This is a genomic window from Methanosarcina sp. MSH10X1 (genome assembly GCF_004099695.1).
In the GTDB taxonomy this organism is placed as follows: domain Archaea; phylum Halobacteriota; class Methanosarcinia; order Methanosarcinales; family Methanosarcinaceae; genus Methanosarcina.
The window spans coordinates 13,960-34,493 of record NZ_SCHL01000005.1 but is presented as its reverse complement, the minus strand read 5'-3'; the positions used below and the strand labels follow the sequence as shown (position 1 = coordinate 34,493).

Annotated in this window: 15 protein-coding genes; 7 read left to right on the top strand and 8 right to left on the bottom strand. The window is 43.3% G+C overall.

From position 1 onward, the window contains the following. Positions 1-49: 49 nt before the first annotated feature. Both EQO05_RS05780 and EQO05_RS05775 read right to left on the bottom strand, forming a co-directional pair. Positions 50-1,237, bottom strand: a complete 1,188-nt coding sequence (locus tag EQO05_RS05780; RefSeq protein WP_128504642.1) for a glycosyltransferase family 4 protein — start codon at positions 1,235-1,237, stop codon at positions 50-52. Then, on the bottom strand, positions 1,234-2,841 hold the full coding sequence (locus EQO05_RS05775; RefSeq protein WP_128504640.1) for a glycosyltransferase: 1,608 nt from the start codon (positions 2,839-2,841) through the stop codon (positions 1,234-1,236). Before EQO05_RS05775 ends, EQO05_RS05780 begins: the two co-directional genes overlap by 4 nt. Before the next feature lie 39 nt (positions 2,842-2,880). On the opposite strand from EQO05_RS05775, the gene EQO05_RS05770 reads away from it, so the two are divergent. Then, positions 2,881-4,605: a glycosyltransferase gene (locus EQO05_RS05770; RefSeq protein WP_128504638.1), complete on the top strand. Its 1,725-nt coding sequence runs from the start codon at positions 2,881-2,883 to the stop codon at positions 4,603-4,605. Positions 4,606-4,641: 36 nt separating this feature from the next. On the opposite strand, the gene EQO05_RS05765 is transcribed toward EQO05_RS05770, so the two are convergent. From EQO05_RS05765 to EQO05_RS05745, 5 genes are all read right to left on the bottom strand, one after another. Beyond that, a complete protein-coding gene (locus EQO05_RS05765) occupies positions 4,642-5,697 on the bottom strand; it encodes a DUF1796 family putative cysteine peptidase (RefSeq protein WP_164888478.1) in 1,056 nt (351 codons plus the stop codon). 268 nt (positions 5,698-5,965) lie between these two features. Next, the gene (locus tag EQO05_RS05760) at positions 5,966-7,369 is read right to left on the bottom strand and encodes a bifunctional 2-polyprenyl-6-hydroxyphenol methylase/3-demethylubiquinol 3-O-methyltransferase UbiG (protein ID WP_128504635.1); all 1,404 of its coding nucleotides are present in this window, start codon (positions 7,367-7,369) and stop codon (positions 5,966-5,968) included. A 16-nt stretch (positions 7,370-7,385) separates the two neighbouring features. Further along, entirely contained in the window at positions 7,386-8,597 is a 1,212-nt protein-coding gene (locus EQO05_RS05755) for an ABC transporter ATP-binding protein (RefSeq protein ID WP_128504633.1), read from the bottom strand. Continuing rightward, positions 8,597-9,376 (bottom strand): ABC transporter permease, encoded by a 780-nt coding sequence (locus EQO05_RS05750; protein ID WP_128504631.1) that lies wholly within the window; start codon positions 9,374-9,376, stop codon positions 8,597-8,599. The genes EQO05_RS05755 and EQO05_RS05750 overlap by 1 nt, the downstream gene beginning before the upstream one ends. After that, positions 9,345-10,448, bottom strand: coding sequence for a glycosyltransferase (locus EQO05_RS05745; RefSeq protein WP_128504629.1), 1,104 nt, complete (start codon positions 10,446-10,448; stop codon positions 9,345-9,347). Before EQO05_RS05745 ends, EQO05_RS05750 begins: the two co-directional genes overlap by 32 nt. Positions 10,449-11,130: 682 nt before the next feature. On the opposite strand from EQO05_RS05745, the gene EQO05_RS05740 reads away from it, so the two are divergent. Further along, positions 11,131-13,626: an oligosaccharyl transferase, archaeosortase A system-associated gene (locus EQO05_RS05740; protein ID WP_240664369.1), complete on the top strand. Its 2,496-nt coding sequence runs from the start codon at positions 11,131-11,133 to the stop codon at positions 13,624-13,626. A gap of 368 nt (positions 13,627-13,994) precedes the next feature. Here EQO05_RS05740 and EQO05_RS05735 read toward each other — a convergent pair whose 3' ends face one another. Further along, a complete protein-coding gene (locus tag EQO05_RS05735) occupies positions 13,995-15,461 on the bottom strand; it encodes a DHH family phosphoesterase (RefSeq protein WP_128504627.1) in 1,467 nt (488 codons plus the stop codon). 480 nt (positions 15,462-15,941) lie between these two features. Between EQO05_RS05735 and EQO05_RS05730 the strand changes: the two genes are divergently transcribed. The 5 genes from EQO05_RS05730 to EQO05_RS05710 all read left to right on the top strand — a co-directional run bounded on the left by EQO05_RS05730 (position 15,942) and on the right by EQO05_RS05710 (position 20,378). Beyond that, positions 15,942-17,450: an NAD(P)H-hydrate dehydratase gene (locus EQO05_RS05730; protein WP_128504927.1), complete on the top strand. Its 1,509-nt coding sequence runs from the start codon at positions 15,942-15,944 to the stop codon at positions 17,448-17,450. Between the two features lie 394 nt (positions 17,451-17,844). Next, positions 17,845-18,030 carry a hypothetical protein gene (locus EQO05_RS05725; protein ID WP_128504625.1) on the top strand — a complete coding sequence of 62 codons (186 nt, stop codon included), beginning with the start codon at positions 17,845-17,847 and terminating at the stop codon, positions 18,028-18,030. A 176-nt stretch (positions 18,031-18,206) separates the two neighbouring features. After that, positions 18,207-18,674, top strand: a complete 468-nt coding sequence (moaC, locus tag EQO05_RS05720) for a cyclic pyranopterin monophosphate synthase MoaC (RefSeq protein ID WP_128504925.1) — start codon at positions 18,207-18,209, stop codon at positions 18,672-18,674. Between the two features lie 76 nt (positions 18,675-18,750). Next, complete coding sequence (locus EQO05_RS05715) at positions 18,751-19,602, top strand: ribose-phosphate diphosphokinase (protein ID WP_128504623.1); 852 nt, start codon at positions 18,751-18,753, stop codon at positions 19,600-19,602. Between the two features lie 59 nt (positions 19,603-19,661). Then, a complete protein-coding gene (locus EQO05_RS05710) occupies positions 19,662-20,378 on the top strand; it encodes a hypothetical protein (RefSeq protein WP_128504621.1) in 717 nt (238 codons plus the stop codon). The last annotated feature ends 156 nt before the right edge of the window (positions 20,379-20,534 follow it).

The following is a 20,534-nucleotide window of genomic DNA, read 5'->3' as shown; positions in this document are numbered from 1 at the left end:
AAGGATGTAAATGCCCAAAAAATAAGGTTTAGAGCACTGAAGATGGTTTTTAATCAACCACTTTGTCCAGAGCCCTGCACATGTTCCGTGCAATTATTCTCCAGTTATACTCACCCTCAACTACTCTGCGCCCGCTTGTGCTAATACTTGCGTACAATTCTTTGTTCAGGAGAATTTCCCGGATCTTTTCAGGCATTTCAGGAATATCACAGACGATTACATTTTCATAGTTTACCAGGTTCAGCCCTCTGGCTCCTACGGGCGTGGAGATAACAGGTAGAGAAGCAGACATATAGTCCAGCATCTTGATATTTGTGCCGGAGCCGCTGACCATCGGGTTTATGGCAACGTCCGAGACTCTGTACAACTCAAGTTTTTCTTCCTCAGTAACTTCGAATGTTAAGCCTACGTTTTTGCCTTTATTCTCATCTTTTACCCCCCAGCAAACACCTCCGCAAATCAGGAAATAGATATCTTTCAATTTCGGAGCAATCTCTTTAATAATTATTTTTGCAGCCTGAACATTGGGGGGATGACCGCTTCCCAGGAAAATAACAAGGGGGCGATCTACTATTCTTTCTTTTACAGGCTGCCCTTCCTTATAAATGGAATCGAAAATATCGGTGTCAACCCCGTTTGGGGATACATGGATTTTATTTCCGTCGAGCCCATAAATTTTTTTAATGCTGCTCCGGTCTTCTTCTGATGTAACAAATAGCAAATCCGATCTGAGAGAAAGTTCACTTTCAACCTTTTCAACTTCACCGGAAATGTAATTTCTTAAAAGACCGTTACCCAGCAAAGATTTCTTCAAGGAGGATTCGACATTATGGGCTTCATAAACTAAGGGTTTATTTTTTGCATAGTCCTTTATAAGGGGGAACATATATGGGTGAGACAGAATTACAAGATCCGAATCTTTGAGATAGTCCTTTGCAACCGAGTCAAGCTTCCGGTTATACCTGCACAGGAACATGGCAGAAATATCATCAACGGATACCCCTAATAATTTTCCTGCTACCGCGTTTATGTTTTTATGAAACAAACTTTTGGGGATTCTCACTTCCAGGAAATTGTTGCAGATTTCGGTTTCTTCAACAATTTTCGATTCTCCAAAGCAGATATAGGTTACATTATATTGCCGGGATAAATTCCTGTAAATATTGTAAATCCTGATCTGTCCCCCGAACCTGGGGGGAAATATCGGAAAATCATTAAATACAACTATTTTTCTCATGTCTGACCCAGTACCTTAACCATCTCGGATGCTATTTTACTCCAGTCAAAGTTGTCTTCAACAGTCCTGCGCCCATTAGAACTGATTTTCGAATAAAGTTTACTATCACTTAAAATTTGATTGATTCTTACGGGGAAATCCGGAATATCACAGATTATTGCATTTTCATAGTTCTCCAGATTCAGCCCTCTCGCACCTACCGATGTCGAGACGACCGGCAGGCCGGCTGCCATATAGTCCAGCATTTTGATATTGGTACCCGAACCGCTTGTCATCGGGTTTAAGGCTATATCCGCAACTCTATATAATGCCTGTTTTTCTTCGTCACTTACCCTGCCCAGAAATATGACATTTTTAGCGTTTTTAAGAGCATACAGCTGGTTTGAGCCCTGGTTCAGATCAAACTTGAAGGTATTTCCGTTTTCAGAGTAACGGATTTCCTGCACAGCAACTCCGAGAGACCGTGTGTCGTTTTTAAAAGGCTCACAGCCGAACAGGATATCAGGACTTTTATCCTTCAGGTCTTTGATTTTAACCGGGTTCCAGCCGGCTTTCAGGCTGAATGAATCTGACCTGCTCCCTATCCTTGCCTTAAGGGTTTTATTATCAGGAGAATAAGCTTTCAATTCCAGTGATTCGACTGTTTCCGGGACTTTTATCCTGAATTCGGGCATACACCAGACTGTCGGGACTGAATTCCAGTACTCCACACCATAAAAACCGTCTGCTAAAGTTACTTTCTGAGGGCTAAGGATGCTATGGACATCCAGATCGGTTTTCTCAACGAGGTTGGAGCTGACAAAATATTGAGAAACGTTCCCGGCTACATAAAAAAGAGTGTCAGGCATTTTGCATGCGATTTCTGCTATATTCTCTATAGCTTCAATATTTGGGGGGTGATAGCTTCCTATAAAAGCACAGATTCTGGAACCGCTCAAAGAGGAGTTTTCTTTAAAAAGGCTGTTATATACGTCAGGATTTACTCCATTGGGCGAGACATAGACTTTATTTCTTCCAATTCCATAAAGGCTGGAAAATTTAGCCTTATTCTCTTCCGAAACCGCAAAGATAAAACTGCTTTTTGTGGATAAGGATTTTTCCAGATAGAACACATAAGCCAGTAAAAGTTTCCCGAGCAGCGAATTTGAGAAGGCTTCTTTCATTAACTCGTATTCGAGGTTATGTGATTCGTAAATAATTTTTTTACCGTTTAAAAGTCGGCCCGGAACAGTATATAAAAAAGGATATACAAAAATTATAGTATCGGCATTCTCGATTTCACCTTCAAGAACTTTTTTAAAGTTCCTGTTGAACCGGCTTTCCAGAGATGTAACAACAGCCGAGCACTCTTTGATATCGGAACACCTGTTGATAAGATGATGAAAAACTGCATTTAGTTTTGTTTTTGGAATTCTTATTTCAGTAAAGCTCTCATTGTGATTGACTCTTTCTACGGAATTTTTAGCATTAGGATAGGTAAATGTAATAAGTTTAACCTTAAAGTGCCTGGAAAGGTTGTTATAAATATTATATAAGCGCTCTTCTCCTCCGCTCTTTGGAGGGTAAAACGCAGGATGAAAGCTTAAAGCAAGCACACATGACATAAGTTTAAAAGTAAAGTCTCATGTAATATAAAGACTGCTATGAGAATCTTAGGTGTTACATTCAGGTACGGGAAGGATGTATACGGTGGAGCCGAAATCCATATGAGGGAATTAGCCGAAGGGCTCGGAAGGCTTGGTGCGGAAGTTGATATCTGTACAACCAGGTCACAGGGAATAAACCATTTGATAAAAACAGGAGAACTCTGGGATAATACCCTTGAAAATGAGGAAATTAACGGTGTCAGAGTGATCAGGTTTCCTGTAAAAAATCCCAATCGATACGTTTCAATTACCCTGGAGAAGCTTATACAGGCTGAACTTGATGAAGAAGAAAGCACAGCCGAAGCCAAAATAACCGGAATCTGTAAGGAACACCTGGAAGAAGGAAACGGGGCATTATTAACCGGATGGAATCAACTGGAAAGATATGGCAGCTTTTCAATGAGATGGACAAAAAAGAATCCCATTATTTTAATTAAGGACGGAAGGATTACGAAAGTAAGCCTGACGATTCAGAACAGGAAGAAAATCGGAGGAGAAATCCTTCTTCTCGCTTCAGACAGAGAATTACGCTATCCTCTACCCGCAACAAAGGATTGGGAAGAGGTAAGTTTCGAATTTCCGGAAATCTCAGGAGAACTCCTGATATACATAAAACTGAATCAGGGTTGGAAACCCCTTAAAGACTTCAGGACTCTCGGCACAGGAGTGTCTCAAATCCGTTACCTTGCAGGGGATACAGAGAAGCAGGTTGATCTGGAAAACGACTACAGGAAAATCCTGATTAAAAGCGGACTATTTATTGAGCACTTCAGAGACAATGCGGAGAAAAGAGCGGACATGTACGGGAAATTCTTCGATTACATGAGAGGTCCGAGGTCGCCTGAAATGCTTGAATGGCTTGAAAATAATGCAGGGAAATATGATATCGTAATATCGCAGATGCTCCCTTTTAACACGCTCCAGGCATCCTTAATTGCTAAAAAACACAATATCCCTGTACTACTCCTGCCGTTAATGCATATAGACGATGAATTCTATCACTGGAAACATTACTACGAAACAATAAAAACCGGAGACCTGGTGCTTGCAAACTCAACCTATTCAAAGCGGGCTTTTTATGACAGGATCGGGGCTAAGAGCCTGTTTATAGGGCCCGGCATAAGCAAGGAGGAATTTTTCAGGGAAAATATAAGCGGAAAAGCTTTCCTGAAGAAATATAAACTTGAGGGCAAAAGGATAATCCTGACCGTTTCCCGCAAAAACCCGAGCAAGAGATACGACCTGCTGGTTAAGGCTATGGAAAAGATAAATCGGGATTTTGAGAGTTCTCATCTTGTTATGATAGGTCCTGATGATGATAAGCAGCCCATCAATTCCGAGTTTGTCTCATATCTGGGGAAAGTCTCGCAGGAAGATCTCGTAAATGCCTATGAAGCCTGTGAAATTTTTGCCATGATGTCCGAAAGTGAGAGTTTCGGGATGGTATTCTGCGAAGCCTGGACCCGGAAAAAGCCAGTTATCGGAAATCTCTATTGCGGAGCGGTTTCAAACCTTATAGAGGACGGAAAAGACGGGTTCCTGTGTGGAAACGAAAATGAAATCGTGGAAAAAATTGAGAAATTGTTAAAGGACAGAGAATTAGCTGTCAGGTTTGGGGAAAACGGGCTGAAAAAGGTAATTGAGAACCATACCTGGGATATAGTCACAAATAAACTTATGAAGGTGTGTAAAGAATTTGCAAAGGCGGAAGCTAACTCCTGAAAAATGAGAGTTCATGTAAGGTTCAGGATTTAGCCTTCATGAAAATTTTATGTTATTAAAGTATACTGTCAGATCCCTTGAATCCCCGGATTCTCCTGTATACAGTGGCGAAACCGGCATATCATGGATGAATTCCAGGATAAATTTCTCTTCAGGCGCGGGAATCGAGGATATGTCAAATTCTTTTTCAAGATAATTATTTTTCGTGAAATCGAGAGCTCCTGCGTATTCCCCGTTTACATATACAAAAGAGTATTTATTTTTATAAGTACTGCATTTTACAAGCATTCTGGAAACTTTGCCGGGAATTTTTACACCAATCCGGGTTCGGTTTCCCGTAGCCCACCTTCCATTACTTTCATACTGCTCCAGCCCGGTATAAACAAACTGCGCCGTATTTTTGAAGTTCAGGCGCTTCTTTTCGAGATATGCGAGCTTTGCAAGTTCAATTGTCTTCGGCGAGAAATTAATTGAAAAATGCCGTAAAATATGCCTCCAGAAAGGATCGGAATCAATCCAGTTGCTTTCATCGTGGTATACATAAGCTATGTATGCATTTTCCAGGACTTTCAAAACCCTGGCTTCTTTTTTGTCCGATAAAAATACAATCAGCAGGTCGAAATCCAGATTCGGGAAATTCTCCCTTAAGATGAGCTCCAGCTCTTTGATGCGGTTCAAATAGTTGTCAGCCTCCGGGAAATACATGACAAAAAGAGCGCTTTCGGCTTCGGAACACCATCTGTAGAAGTTAAGGATTCGCCGGCTGAACTTCTTCCTGAGATGGGGATACTGGAGGCTTAAAGGAATGCCCTTGACGAAATCGTGGACAAACAGTAAATCATGCTTTGTATCCTGAACCAGATAAGTGGTGTTATTGTCGTGAATGCCCTTTATCTTCAAATTATCCAGGTTAAAAAAATCCTTAAAATTCGATTTTATAAACTGGGCAGTACTATCCGGATTGCTGACTATCCAGTCAACAGGACTTGAAAATAGCCTCAGGTTATTCTTCTGGATTTTGTCTGCAACAATACACGCAGACCCCAAACTTACAATAAAATCATAAGACTTTGTTTCTGGGTTTTGTATCATAGGTATCATTACTTCAGGTAATATCAGAAAACTGCTCAGAGCCGGCACGATGTTTATTTGTTCCGGAGTCACTTTTTCCAGATCACGTTCTCCAGATCACGTTCTCCAGAACATTTTTTCCAGATCACGTTCTCCAGAACATTTTTTCCAGATAACTTTTTCCAGATAACTTTTTCCAGATAACTTATTCCAGATAACTTATTCCAGAGTTAGTTTTTCTGGATCCGGTGCTCTCAGACCTACTTTTTTATGGTTGCTTTTCTCGGATTTACTTCTTTCCTATTACTGCATAGTCCTGAGCCCCGTAAAGCCTGCTGTTCAGTAAATCGATGTTACGGTTATAAATTTCCGTTATGGCTTTTTCTTTATCAGTTACTCCCTCAAACACAGGAAGTTTTTCCAGCCTTGCTTCCTCAGAGACCGGGGAAATAAAGAAAACCTCAAGCTCGGTAAAGCCTGTCGATTCAAGCAAGAATTTCAGGGTTTCGGGATGTACGGGCTTTACATGCGTGAGATCGATGTAAAAGTTCGCAAAGGAGAAAAGCGAAAGCGGGTTTACCGTTTCGATGAGAATATAGTGCCCGAAACCGAGTTTCCGGTAGCACAAACGTAATAGTTTTGTCAAATACTCGGGTTTGAGGTGCTCAACTACCTGGTCAATAAAAATGCCGTCAAGGGATCCGTCCGGAAGCTGCTCAAGATACGAAACCGCATCATTCAGCTCTACGCAGAGCCCTCTGGACCTGCACTGTGCAATCATATCCTCATCCAGGTCCACGCCTTTTGCATCTACCCCTTTCTCCTTTAAGAGTTCCAGAAATTCTCCCCTTCCGCATCCGATATCAAGAACATTCGAGCGTCCCTCGAAATATTTAAAAAACTTGCTCTGCCTGCCCTTTATATCTTCGCACGAGCCGCGGAACCTTTCTTCAAACTTGAAATAATTTATACCCAGTTCCTCGGGCTCAGACAGCTTAATTTCTTGCAGCTCATAGGATTCTCCAATCTTTTTATCCAGCACGCTGCGCAGCCAGATCTTATTTTCGAGTTCCGTATTCAGAGAGTAAATAAAAGAATTGAGAACCGTATCTACTTCTTTACAGACCTCGGGTTTCAGGCTGGCGGCCCCATTATTGATCTCTTTACGGATTTCGAGCTTCAGGCTGTCCTTTTCAGAAGTTAACTCTTTATTGACTTCAGTTTTAAGGTTCTCGATTCCCTGATCCATCTGATTGTAGAGATCAGCCTTCAGACTTTCAATTTTGCCGGTTACTTCCCTGTTTACCTCTGACCTGACCTGCCTTGATAATTTATTCAGAGCCGATGCCACAGTCCTGTTGAATTCGTTTTGTTTCGAGATGATAGAGTCGACATATCTTTTAACTTCCCCGTGAACAAGTTCTCTGCCTTTAACAAGAATTGCGCCTGCAAATGGTCGATGCGAGCTTATAGAATAACTATAATTATCCATTCTCCAGTTTGAAGCGAGGTAATTAAGTTCATCCTGAGGGACATATTCTTCAAAGCATTCCTCAGGAGAATCTGCAGGATTTTCCAAAGATCCGGGCGTGTAACCTGTACCGGTATGCTTGCGTTTACTTATATTTTCTCGGACTTTTTCCATTATTTCCTCGACCTTAATCTCTTTTTCCTCGGATTCAAGAGTACCCATCTCGACCTACCTCGAATTACAGCTTCCAGTTACAGGGGATTTCGAAAAATCCTGCATCTCTTGAAGTTGGCATTACATCAAACGAGTACAGCCTGTCGTGCCAGTCATAAGGCTTGTGATCATGTGAGTGTACCGCGACAGTTAATGAAAATCTTCCGGTAAGTATCGGAAGCCGATCTATTACCAGGTCAATGTACCCGCTTCCTTCAATCGAATCAATGGTCAGATTTTTCAGCTCAGTATTGGTTCCGAACAGATTATCTCCTTTTTCCGAATAAAGCGCAATCCCGAAAACCGGGTCAAAAATCTTTTTGTGAGCCTGGTAGAAGATCCTGATTGTTACCGGATCAAAGGAATTAAACCGGGAGCCTGAATTACCAAACTTGTCATAGAACTCGACGCCGGTTATTTCTACTTCTTTATCACCCCAGCGGTTTTTCGTTTCGGGCTCCCCTTCGACTTCAACCTGCTCGGTTTCGGAAACTACCTGCTCCGAAGCCTGATTTCCGCCATATACGTACCTGTCTATTACATCTCCCGTGTTTCCGAGCGCTACCTGCACGCCTTTATTAAGCAGCAGGGTCTTATCACAGAACCTTCTTACAGACCCCAGGTCATGGGATACGAAAACTATTGTCACTCCTTCTTTCCTGTACTGGTTAAGGACATCGAGGCATTTCTGCTGGAATTCCATATCTCCTACAGCCAGCACTTCGTCCATCAAAAGAATCTCGGGGTCAGTCTGGATTGCTGTGGAGAAGGCTAACCTGACCTGCATGCCTGATGAGAAATTCTTCAATTTGGTGTCCCTGAACTTTTCAAGCCCTGCAAATTCAAGCACATCGTCAAGTTTACTTTCAATTTCCCTTCTGGAAATCCCCATTATCGTTGCATAAGTCTTTACATTCTCAGACGCTGTAAAGTTTGGCTGAAAACCCACACCAAGCTCAAGGAAAGGAGTGATTTTCTTATGTACTTTCACATTCCCCCGGGTAGGGCGCAGAATATTTGCTATTATTTTCAGCAGGGTACTTTTACCACTGCCGTTTTCCCCTATAATTCCCAGGGCTTCCCCCTCTTCTACCGTAAAATTAATGTCGTTTAAAGCCTGGAATGTCTCGTACTGGGGAGGCTTGAACGAGCCTGCCAGAGACTCAAAAATGGTATTTCTTTTTTCGTGGGGTATCCGGAAGACTTTTTGAAGGTGTTCAACTTCTATCGTAGGCATTAAATTTCCTCCGCAAAGCCTGGTTCCAGTCTTGAAAAGACAGCGTAGCCTATTATCAGGAAAATAGCGGATGAGGCGAACATGAACAGTAGATCCTCAGGGCTTGCCGGGGTAGAATAGATTACAGTATCCCGCGCAGAAATTATGATCCTTGACATGGGATTGAGAAGGACGATTTTCTGCAGGGTCTCAGGCAGGATATCCATACTGTAGAGGATCGGGGTTGCAAAAAAGCCTGCCTGCATGAGCACATCCCAGATAAACTGCACGTCCCTGTAGTAAACGTTCAGTGCTGAAAGCGCCATGGAAATGCCCAGTGCCAGCGTGAAAAGGAAAATCAGGATTAAAGGCGCGTACACTAAATTAACGGATATGGGAACCCTGAAAACTGCCATGAATATAAAGAATACTACAGATTCGAAGAGGCTCATAAGCAGAGCTGTGATACAGGATGAGATCACGAAAATGTCTCTTGGAAAATAGATTTTCTTAATCATATCCGGTCTTCCTACTATAGCAAACATCCCGATAGTTGTGGATCTGCTCAGGAAGTTCCACAGGATTATTCCCATTAACAAAAATAACTGGTAGTGCTCTACCTGAACCCTCATGAGATTGGAAAATACAAGGTACAGGACTGTAAGCATTAAAAGGGGTTCAAGAAGGGACCAGAAGTACCCGAGTACGGAGTTTTTATACCGGAGCTTGAACTCTCCCCAGGACAATTTCCAGATCAGGTCCCGGTAATCATATAACTCGTTTAGATGTTTGAGAATCATCGTAAATCACATTTTTTATTTTTTCAGTAAAAATGGAAATATCAAACCCTTTAGCCCTATCAAAACATTCATCTCTGTAAGCGTCCGGTCTGCAGGATATTGATTTTACCGCTTCGATTATGCTCTGGCTGTCAGCATTGACAAGCATGCCTGTCTTCCTGTCAATTACCGTTTCCTTAAATCCTCCTTCATTTACGGCTATTACGGGTTTTCCGCTTGCCATAGCCTCCACGGGTGTCATCCCGAAGTCCTCGTCCATGGCAGTACAGATAAAGCCTTTACAGCGGGAGTAAATATCAAGCAGTTCAGCCTCTGAAATTTCGCCCAGCACCTTCACATTCTGCGGTAAATTATTAACTATATTTTCCGCGTAACTCTTCGCATGATCTCCTTTTGAGTATCCGCCGACGATAACCAGCGCTTCGTCCGGCATTTTCGTGAAGGCTTCGATCTGGATTTCCACTCTTTTTTCAGGGTAAAGTCGGTTTACTGAAAGCCAGAAATCTCCATATTCCCTGCACATAAACTTTGAAGTTTCCACGGGAGGATAGATTACCTGAGCATCCCTTTTAAAGTATTTTTCTATTCTTCTTGAGGTATTCTTTGAATTAGTGGCAATTTTACAGACATGGGAAAGGTAATATTCGGAAACTGGCCTGTGGAGCCTTACCCAGATCCGGAAGAAGATAGAAACCAGTAGGCTCTGCCTGCTAAGAAAGGTATCGTAAAGGTCATAGAAAGCTCTTGTAGGAGTGTGGCAGTAATAAAGGTTGGGCTTGTGTTTCTTTGCCGCAAAGTGTGCCCAGTTGCCTGAAAAGATGAAGAAATCGTATTGCTTTGAGAAATCACAGGCTGCAAAATGAAAAGATGCGGAAATCTGCTTGAGAGGAGGCACTTTTGGGGTTTTCCCCAGGCTGATTATGCGGATATCGGAGTAGCCCATTTTTTTTACTGATTCCCGGTTCAGGTCAGTAGTAATTACATCGGCATTGAAATATTTTGCCAGCATAAGCACCAGCTTCTCTCCGCCGCCAATGGCTCCGAAATAATCATGAAATATGGCTACTTTCATCGGTTTCTCACTTGTTTTAGATTTTAAGCAGATTTAAGAGGCTACCGGAAACTGAATCCGGTACAGATCCCCGGCAGTGGGAAGTAATATACCCGGCCATTCTAACGCTCAGAATTTCTAAACTATTTCTGAAATTAGCATTATCAGGGCTCTGTTAAAGATGCCAATCATTTATTGGTGGTATCGAGTATTCTATCAGTAATAGCAGTAGTCTTGAACCTCCATAAAGTAATACCAGACCCTTGTTTGGTGGCATCGAAGCTTTTATTAGTAGCATCAGGGCTTTTATTGATAGTACCAGAGTTTTTTTATTGCCAGTGCTGGATGTTGTATTAATAGTATTAGTGCTTCAATTAGTCGCAAAAGGACTTTTTATAAATAATACCAGATCGTTTATCGGTAGCATCAGGTATTTTATATTAATAACAGATCTCCGTAAGTATTAAGGATCTTTTCCCGGTTTCAACAATTGATTAAGCTCAACGGTTATAAGTATATTGAAAAATTCATATCAACATTAGAAGAGGTATATATAATACTTGCCAGATGAAATCGCGAATCAGGCGTACACACTTTTTTATCTGGACGAGAGAACCTTAAAGTTATTATATTAATTTGAATACTATCAAAGATTATTTTACTTAAAAGTATAATAAAGCAAACAGCTAAAAAACTAAAAGAGATGGTTACAACGAACAAAGGCATGGGATGTCCGGTGGCAAAACGGCCCGCTCATAATTTAAAATTCAGTATTATTGCTCTGACCGCAGTTGTAGTAGTTGCTTTTCTCATGCGCATGCTGTCATATGCCTCGGTTACTGCAAACGGAAGCATAACCTTCAATGGATTCGATGACTTCTATCATATGCGGCGCATTGTATATACGGCTTCTAATTTTCCCCATTCCCTTAATTTCGATTCCTACATTAATTATCCTCAGGGTTTTGAAATCGGATGGCCTCCTTTTTTTGACCTGTTAGGCGGGTTGCTTGCAAAAATCCTGGGAGGAGGGCAGCCTAATCTGCATACCATCGAATTTGCAGGAGCCCTGCTGCCAGTACTTCTTGGGATTCTGACTATAATTCCACTGTATATTGCGGCTGTCTCGATACTTGACAGAAAAAACGCATTCCTTGGAGCTTTGATTTTTGCAGTGCTTCCAGCACATGTATATATATCCCGGTTCGGTGCGGTTGACCATCACGTAGCAGAGACTCTCCTCGCAACTTCAGCTTATGCATTATTCATACTTGCTTTAAAATGGGCAGGGGAGGGGGCGCTTTCCCTGGCTTCGCTTAGAAACGTCTCCTCAGAAAAGAAACTTGCAAAAGCACTGGCTTCCGCAGTAGCATCCGGGCTATTCTTCGCACTCCTTATTTTCACATGGGTCGGAGCTCCGGTTTTTGTGAGTTTTATCGTACTCTATGTATTCATACAATCCACTCTTGACTTCAGGGCAGGGAAAAACTCGGAATATCTTCTTGTCTGTGCCACTACGTGCCTTCTTGCAACACTTCTCTTTACCATCCCCCTATCAGCGGCTTTCGCACGCCCGGGACTTGAAATGAGCGCAATGTACCTTTCCTGGTTCCAGGTATTTTATGTGCTCAGCATGCTGGCAGGAACCTTAGTCCTCTGGGGCTTTTCCTCATATATCTCAAGAAAAGATGTGGACTGGAAATACTATCCGGCAATCTTGATACTGGTTTCCGGGATAGGGCTCCTGTCCCTCAAGATTTTTTCCACCGAATCCTATGCTTTCGTAATTGAAGGTATGAGGTTCTTCCTTGGAAAAGGTGAATACATAGGCACAATTTCCGAAGCCGTACCGTTATTTTTAACCGCACAGGGGAGACTTACCTTCTCGCCAGTACTGTCAAGCCTGGGTCTTTGCTTCCCCGCAGCGCTGGGAGGACTTTTCCTGCTCGGCCTTGAGTGGAAAGGGGAAAAATCAAAGCCTGAAGGGATATTTTTCCTCTTATGGTCAGTCTTTTTCGCGTATTTAGCACTCTCTCAGAGGCGTTTTTCCTATCTATTCGCGGTAAACGTTTCAATTCTTACCGCTTACTTCCTCTGGGTCCTGCTTGAATCCTTTAATTTTGAGACCGAAGCAAGGAATTTATTGAAATCCGGACCGATGGCGGGGAAAAATTCCATGCCCGAACTTAAGGCAGGAAAAGAAACAAAGTCAAAAGCAAAATCAAAGCCGAAAACAAGTAATCCATCGGGCTCGATAAAAAACCTGCAACCCGATTATTTCAAAATCTTCTCATCCGTGGTACTGATAGGGCTTGTGTTTGTACCCTGCCTGTGGGCAGGATTTGCTTTTGCAAAAGAAGGAAGTTCAATTGATCCTGAATGGAAAGAAGCTCTCACCTGGCTTGAAACCTCAAGCCCTGAAACCTCTTATTACCCTGAGCCTTCTCAGACTCCCGAATATGGGGTTCTGAGCTGGTGGGACTACGGTAACTGGATTGTCTACCTGGCAGAAAGGCCTGCAGTCTCAAACAATTTCCAGACTGGCATACAGGATTCCGCACATTTCTTCACAACCGATTCCGAGGAAGAAGCAAAGGCAATTATGGAAAAACTCAACGTGAAATACGTAATAACTGACAAGCAGATGGCTAGCGGTAAATTTGGGGCTATTGTAGAGCTTGCAGGCAAGGATATCGAGCAGTACTTCAAAATTGAAACCGTCAATGGGAAAAACGGGCTTGAAACTGTTGCGACTGCTACAAATGAATTCGCAAATACCGAAGTATATAAACTTCATGAACTTGACGGAACAAATCTTGGGAACCTGAGACTTGTCCATGAAAGTTCTATCCCGGACAAAAAGGACGGAAAGAAAAATGACGTAAAGGTATTCGAGTTCGTCCCGGGAGCCAGGCTTTCAGGTACTGCAAGCCCGGAGCAGAACGTTACTGCCACCCTTGAACTCAGCTCGAATACAGGCCGAAAATTCACATACCAGAATACAGCAATATCGGATAAAACCGGGTCATTTGAAATAACCGTACCTTACTCGACCGAGAATCCGGGAAGCGAGGTCAGGGCTGTGTCAGCTTACTCCCTTAGTGCAGGAAAAAACACCACAGTCTCAGGAATCCAGGTAACGGAAAATGATATCTTGAAAGGGAACCCGGTAGAGGTAAAAATTCCGGAAGCGAACTGAAATTTGCTGAACCGGATTTTTAAAGCCAAAAAGCAGGAAATCGGAAGGATTAGAGGCTTTAGAAAAGAGGCTTTAAAGAACTGGAAAATTTAGAGAAAACGGAGAAATTAGAGCTTTAGAGAAAACGGAGAAATTAAAGCTTTAGAAAACTTAAAAAGAAACTGTAGGAATAGAAGCTCTGGAAACTTTTAAAACTCGGTTGGAGGAAGAAAAGATTTATTTCCCTCACTCTTCCTTCCTTTACCTTTTTTATCTTCTTCCTCTCTTTTCTCTTATTCATATCGTTTTTTTATTTCCTGAAAGGATTTTACTCAATGTTTTGAGAGAAAGATTCCGGCTATGGGCTGTAGCCGAAAATTTCAAAATTTTCATTCTCCCGCACTTTCAACTCCGACAGCACTCAGGAACCTTTTGACCACGGCTTCATTAACCAGCCTCAGTAAGGTCTGCCGGTCTTTTGTAGCACTGAAAACCCCCAGGGGAATCTGTGCTCCTGCTGCATTTGCGTGCCCGCCTGCGTCTTCTCCGAAAGCCTGGCGCATAATTTCACCGAGATTAATCCTGATATCGTTGCTGCGCCCGGAAATATAGATGCGGTCTTCAGTGACCCCGAAAACCACGGTTGTTGAGATCCCTTCAAGACTCAGCAGGTAATCTGCAGCCTGCGGGAGGGTATCCCTATCCCTTATGTTCCCGACATTTGACAGAAGATAACTTCCCAGCACCTGCCTGTTCCTGATGGCTTCCCCGAGAACTTCAAGGGTTTCAATAGCCATTGAGGGCTGCTCAAGCTGGTCCAGAATCCCATGGTTCGAAAGGGGGTAAAGGTACGAAGCAGCTGAGAGGTCTGCTGGGTCGGTCTTTCGCTTGAAATCCTGGGTGTCAGTCCGAATCCCGTAAAGCAGGGCTGTTGCCAGGGTCTTGGAAATATTGATATTGAGCTGCTGCAGGTACTTTGTCATTATTGTAGCGGTTGCCCCGAAATTTGGCCGGATGTCTATATACTCAGCCTTTATCTCGGTTTCTCCCGGCGGGTGATGGTCAATTACAATGCCCACATAAGAATTGGGGGGAACCATATTGTTAACACCGGGAATCGAGCAGTCTATCAGGGCAATTTCATCGAAACCTCTGAGGTCGTGCTCTTCCATCTTGCCGAGGTCAATCCCCAGCAGATTTACAAAGGCTTTATTTTCCTGGTGCCCGATCCTGCCATGGTAGAGAATATTTGCTTCGACGCCAAGGGTCTTTGCAATCTCTTTCAGGGCAAGCCCGCTCGAAATGGCATCGGGATCAGGGTTGTCGTGGATAACAATGGCAAGTTTTTTATCCCTAATTCCTTTCAGCCACCGCGCAAGCCTGTTGCCCCTGTGAACCGACTCGGCTCTCTCAAGGGAACGGGAAAGTGAAGTTGCAACAAGCTTGGAAGGCATAAAGACATAATCTGCCCCGAGGTCTTCCATTTTTTCCTTATTAATAATATCCGAGGCTCTGGAAAAGAGTTGAACATCAGGGCTAATGGCCTTCTTGAAATTTTCGATGCCCTTCCTGTTAGCCTCATTGTTGGAAGTCAGGAAAAGTATAACAACAACGTTTTTAAGGTCAATCTTATCGACAAGCTCAGGATCGGAGATGTCACCTACCATTGCTTCAAAGCCCTCCTCCCTGAGAGTCTCGACCTTAGCTTCGTCTTTGTCTACGATAATTACGAGCTTATTGCTTTCCCTGAGCTCTTTCGCAAGCGCGAAACCGACACTTCCACTGCCCAGAACAAGGTATCTGGGTTTGACTGTACTTTTAAGGTTGCTATCCGCATCTTTTGAAAAATTAGCCAAAAAGAGTCCTCCCTGCTTTATATAAGTCCAGATACGTGCAAAGGAAAGCAAACATTTGATCAGAATCCTGCCTGTTCACGTTTTACTGCAGTTAGTTAACTGTAAGGCTAGCTGTAGTTTTTAGACCTTTTTTCTTACTGATTAAATACCCTTATGAAATTCATATATAAATTATCTCTTACGAATCGCTTTCAAGCGGAATTATACTTTGTGAACCATGCTCTTGGGGATCGATATTGTTTTTATGGAAAATTCAGTAACCCCGGTATATTATGTTATATCGGAATGTAACGTATATAGTTAATAACATCAAATAGGTTTTCCTCGGTGTAAAAATATAGAGTAAATTACTTCAATTACTCTAGAGATATATAATGATTTCTATGACAGTACATAAGCCAGGATTTCAGGTTTTGAGTGAGATTTGAAAGATTAAAAGGTTACGGGAAGCCGGATGAAATCGGCAGGCAGGCAATTAATATGAGGTGCATCAGTTCCTTGAGAATGAAGGCAATAGACAAAAACTGCGAATGCCTTGGACTTCTACCTGTCCAGCTAATGGAAAATGCAGGTGCAGCTATTGCACAACATGTACGGGAAAAACTTGAGAGCGGTAAGGTACTTTTTGTCGCAGGCCGGGGAAACAACGGAGGAGATGCTTTTGTTGCAGCCAGGCATCTGGCAGGCTCTCCGGGATATGTTGTAAAGGTAATCCTGCTGGGAAAAGCCAGAGATATAGGAACTAAGGAAGCTTTACACAATTTTTCCCTGCTGAATTTCAGCCGCGTAGAGGTGCTCGAAATAACGGATTCAAGCCAGCTTGAAGCTGCGGCTTCGGGCTGGTGTTCAGAAGCTGACCTGCTCGTAGATGCCGTATTCGGAACAGGAATAAAAGGGAAAATAAAAGAGCCCGAGTCCACAGCTATCGATCTTATAAACAGGGAAGGTAAAGCCGGAAAAACCGTGATCTCGATTGACATTCCTTCAGGACTTGACCCTGACGGCGGATACTTTGAGAAAGCCGTGCGTGCAGGGCTTACAGTTACTTTCCACCGTATGAAAATAGGGCTTATTAGCGAGAAGGCAAAGGAATACACTGGCATGATAAAGGTTGCCGAGATAGGAGTCTTTGCCGACGCCGAACAATATGCCGGCCCCGGAGACCTGATGATGCTCCACAGGCGGGAATCCGGCGGACATAAGGGAGATTCCGGAAAGATCCTTGTTATAGGAGGCGGCCCGTATTCAGGGGCTCCAGCCCTTGCAGCCCTTGCAGCCCTCAAGGCTGGGGCAGATCTTGTAACCGTAGCAGTTCCCATGCCTGTAGCCGAGGTTGTAGAATCTTATTCTCCGAACCTTATTGTCAGAAAACTTTCTTCTGATATTCTCCGCCCTGACGATCTTTCCATTCTTCTGGACCTTATAAATTCCCATGATGTGGTCGTGATGGGAATGGGATTAGGAAGAGCGGCAGAAACCCTGGAAGCCGTTCGGAAAATTCTTCCCTTTTGCAGGAAAGCCGTCCTTGATGCCGATGCACTCTCAGCCCTGTCAGGCACTATCTTTGAAAGCCTTGCAGGCAACTGTGAACTTATAGTAACCCCGCATTCAGGGGAGTTTGCCCGACTGAGAGGCATGGAAACACCTGAAAGCCAGGAATCCCGCATTAAAGTCGTCAGGGAATTCTCGGAGGAAGAGGGGGTTGTAACGCTTCTCAAAGGAAAAATCGATATTATCTCGGACGGAAAACAGACCCTGCTGAACAGAACCGGAAATGCAGGCATGACTGTAGGAGGCACAGGGGACGTGCTTGCAGGGCTTACAGGATCGCTTTTTTCCAGAAATCCCCCATTCCTTGCGGCAGCCTGTGCTGCATATATTAACGGAGCAGCCGGGAATCTGGCTTTTGAGAAAGCAGGCAACGGGCTGCTTGCAACGGATGTTATAGAAAAAATTCCTGAAATAATTAAAGAAGCAGGGATAGGGTAAAAGAGATAGGGAAAAAGAAATAGGGTAAGAGAGCTAGGGAAAAAGAAATAGGGTAAGAGAGCTAGGGAAAAAGAAATAGGGTAAGAGAGCTAGGGAAAAAGAAATAGAAGTAAGTTCTAAAGCTTCCAGCCTGCAGCTGGAAACTTAACATCCCAATTAATTTAGTGCCGAAGCGTATTTAACACTACAATTAATTTAGCATTTTGTTCGATCTACTGCCATACAACTAAAAGCTACATTAGTTGCAATTAATACTATTATAATGCAAATTTAATCATACTGCAAATTCAATCATGCTACAAATTCAATCATACTACAAATTCAATCATACTGCAAATTCAATCATACTACAAATTCATCGAGATACACAAATGATAAACGGGGAGGCAATTTTATGGTGCAGGGAGTAGAAAGGAAAATCGAGCTGGAAATAGAAAGGAACAGAATAAGATTTACGGTTTTTCATGGGGAAGATGAACAGGTCATAAAACTTAATCTTGAAGAAGCCAGAGCGTTTGCGCAAGATCTGGAAAAAGCAATTGAAGATTACTCAAAGAGAAAACAGATCAGAATTGACTGATCCGGGAAAGAGAGGCTAAAAATCAGGTAAAAGCCCTGCAAAACCGGAGAAAGCGCCGGTAAGCAAAAAAAGCACTTAAAAGACACAATAAATGAAAGTAAAAGCCAGATAGGCTAAAAACCGTGGAAAATATACACGGTAAGGTGAATATAAAGTATGAAAAACGCGGTGATTTCGTGGAAAAGCAATTTACTCATATCGAGTCCGGCAGAGCACGCATGATAGATATAGGCGAAAAGCAGGAAATTCCCAGACTGGCGCGGGCTGCAGGAGAAATTATACTTTCCGGAGAGACTATAGAGAAGATAAGAACCGGAACAGTAGAAAAGGGCAATGTGCTTGCAACTGCTAGGGTTGCAGCCGTGCTTGCGGTTAAAAAAACCCCTGAGATAATCCCCATGTGCCATCAAATTCCGATTACTGCCATAGATGTGGACTTTAAAATCGGAGAAAAAACGATTTCGGCTGAGATTGAAGTCAGAACTATCGGGAAAACGGGAGTCGAGATGGAAGCCCTCACAGGCGTATCGGCAGCGCTTTTGACTATCTGGGATATGGTGAAATCGGCAGAAAAAGACGAGAGCGGGAATTATCCCGGCACTTCAATACAAAATATCCGGGTGCTCGAAAAGCTTAAAGGGTAAGGGCCAGGGTAAGCGCATTAAAAATAAGCTTTTTAAAGGATGGGATATATCAAGACGGCAGACTGAGGTATATATCTTGAAAGTTATAGGTGGACCAGCATCACAATTACTTGCCAGCCGCACTGCCCGGGCTTTAGGCACAGAGCCTGTGCTTTGTGAGTTTAATCGTTTCCCTGATGGGGAACTTTATCTCCGAATTACAGAAGAGACCGAAAACGAGCGTGTGACCCTTATCCAGAGCACGCCCACCGACTCGGACCTTGTATCCCTGCTCCAGCTTATCGATGCCTGTGAAGGGGCTAGCGAGCTCAATGTCGTGATTCCTTACATGGGATACGCCAGACAGGACAAGAAGTTCAAGCCCGGAGAACCGATCAGTGCTCGCGCGGTTGCCCGCTGTGTAAGGGCTGACCGGATCTTTACTGTAAACATCCACGAAAAAAGCGTGCTTGAACATTTCCCTTGCCCTGCGGAAAACCTTGATGCATCAAAACTGCTCGGGGAATATATCGCAGGTTTTGGTCTTGAAGACCCTCTTCTGATTGCCCCTGACTCCGGAGCCGAAGGGCTTGTGAAGAATGTATCTTCAGGGCTGGGCTTTGATTATGACCATCTTGAGAAAACAAGGCTCAGTGGAGATACAGTTGTAATCAAGACAAAGAATCTCGAGGTGACAGGCAGGCATGTCGTCCTTGTGGATGATATGATCGCAACAGGCGGGACAATGGCAGAATCTATCAGAATGCTCAGAGATCAGGGAGCGGCCGGAGTTTATATTGCCTGCGTTCATCCTGTACTTGCAAGGAATGCGGCTTTGAGACTCTTCAATGCAGGCGTAAAGGACATAATCGGAACCGATACCCTCGAAAAAGCCGAGAGCAGGCTGAGTGTAGCCCCCCTGATTGCAGAAACCCTCAATGGGTTCTGATTAAATACCTAATTTTTATTACCGTTAACTATTTTTTATATTCTGCTGTTTTTAGTAATATGACCCTTCCAGAAGTCTGTCCACTTAATGAAAACCAGACGTGTAAAGGGCGGGAATGCCACCTCTTCTGCCTTGAGTGGAGAACGAGAGAACCCACCTGCCTTATAGGCTACAGTACAACAAGTAAAATTAAATCCGGGAAACCTGACCGCAACAGGGACACGTATGCCGAAGATACTTTCCGCAAACTAGGCAGGCAACCACTTTCTAAAAGAAAAAATGTCTCCGAAAAAGGAGACTGGACTCCCACAAGGCTCACAGAAAAAACTCTGGGAAAACCTGGTGGGAGAGACGAGACAGGCTTTACTCAGGTCCGGGATATCAAGGAAGCAGTTGTAAGAATTCCTGACCCGAAGCCCGAGAGAAACCACGAAGAAAGGCTGAGAGAACGGTATACTGCCAGTGACGCCGAAAAAGCCTCCATGAGGCTGGAGTCCAGATTGAGGAAAGAGACGGGTGAAGAAAACCCGGTTATCTGTGCAAAAACCCAGCCAGGAATCCAGGAAAAACCACGGACCCCGGAAAAAATCATTTCAAGAGATAAGCACACGACAATCTTTGCACCTTTTGATATTGATAAAAAAGATAACACTTACCTGTCAGAAAGAGAAGAAAAAATAAAAAAGCCCCCTGAAAACCAGGAAAAACGTAAGAAACTTGACGAAGCGATGGAAATAGACCTCCCTGATACTTATAATGAAGAGTTCTGGAGTTAACCGCGACCGTTGACCCGAAACCGTTGCGCCGGTTTATCACGCCCCGGTTACACCGGTCTAGATGGAGCATGGGTTTTTGATCAAACTTTTTTTGAAAAAGTTTGCGATAAAACCTTTTCTCAAAAGGTTTTCGCTCAAGCCTTTTTTGAAAAGGCT

Bases quoted from the DNA above. Each gene is read 5' to 3' on its own strand.
- EQO05_RS05760 (WP_128504635.1), bottom strand. From the start codon at position 7,369: ATGGGTACTCTTGAATCCGAGGAAAAAGAGATTAAGGTCGAGGAAATA.
- EQO05_RS05755 (WP_128504633.1), bottom strand. From the start codon at position 8,597: ATGCCTACGATAGAAGTTGAACACCTTCAAAAAGTCTTCCGGATACCC.
- EQO05_RS05725 (WP_128504625.1), top strand. From the start codon at position 17,845: ATGGTGCAGGGAGTAGAAAGGAAAATCGAGCTGGAAATAGAAAGGAAC.
- EQO05_RS05765 (WP_164888478.1), bottom strand. From the start codon at position 5,697: ATGATACAAAACCCAGAAACAAAGTCTTATGATTTTATTGTAAGTTTG.
- EQO05_RS05750 (WP_128504631.1), bottom strand. From the start codon at position 9,376: ATGATTCTCAAACATCTAAACGAGTTATATGATTACCGGGACCTGATC.
- EQO05_RS05730 (WP_128504927.1), top strand. From the start codon at position 15,942: ATGAGGTGCATCAGTTCCTTGAGAATGAAGGCAATAGACAAAAACTGC.
- EQO05_RS05745 (WP_128504629.1), bottom strand. From the start codon at position 10,448: ATGAAAGTAGCCATATTTCATGATTATTTCGGAGCCATTGGCGGCGGA.
- EQO05_RS05780 (WP_128504642.1), bottom strand. From the start codon at position 1,237: ATGAGAAAAATAGTTGTATTTAATGATTTTCCGATATTTCCCCCCAGG.
- EQO05_RS05770 (WP_128504638.1), top strand. From the start codon at position 2,881: ATGAGAATCTTAGGTGTTACATTCAGGTACGGGAAGGATGTATACGGT.
- EQO05_RS05740 (WP_240664369.1), top strand. From the start codon at position 11,131: ATGGTTACAACGAACAAAGGCATGGGATGTCCGGTGGCAAAACGGCCC.
- EQO05_RS05710 (WP_128504621.1), top strand. From the start codon at position 19,662: ATGACCCTTCCAGAAGTCTGTCCACTTAATGAAAACCAGACGTGTAAA.
- EQO05_RS05775 (WP_128504640.1), bottom strand. From the start codon at position 2,841: ATGTCATGTGTGCTTGCTTTAAGCTTTCATCCTGCGTTTTACCCTCCA.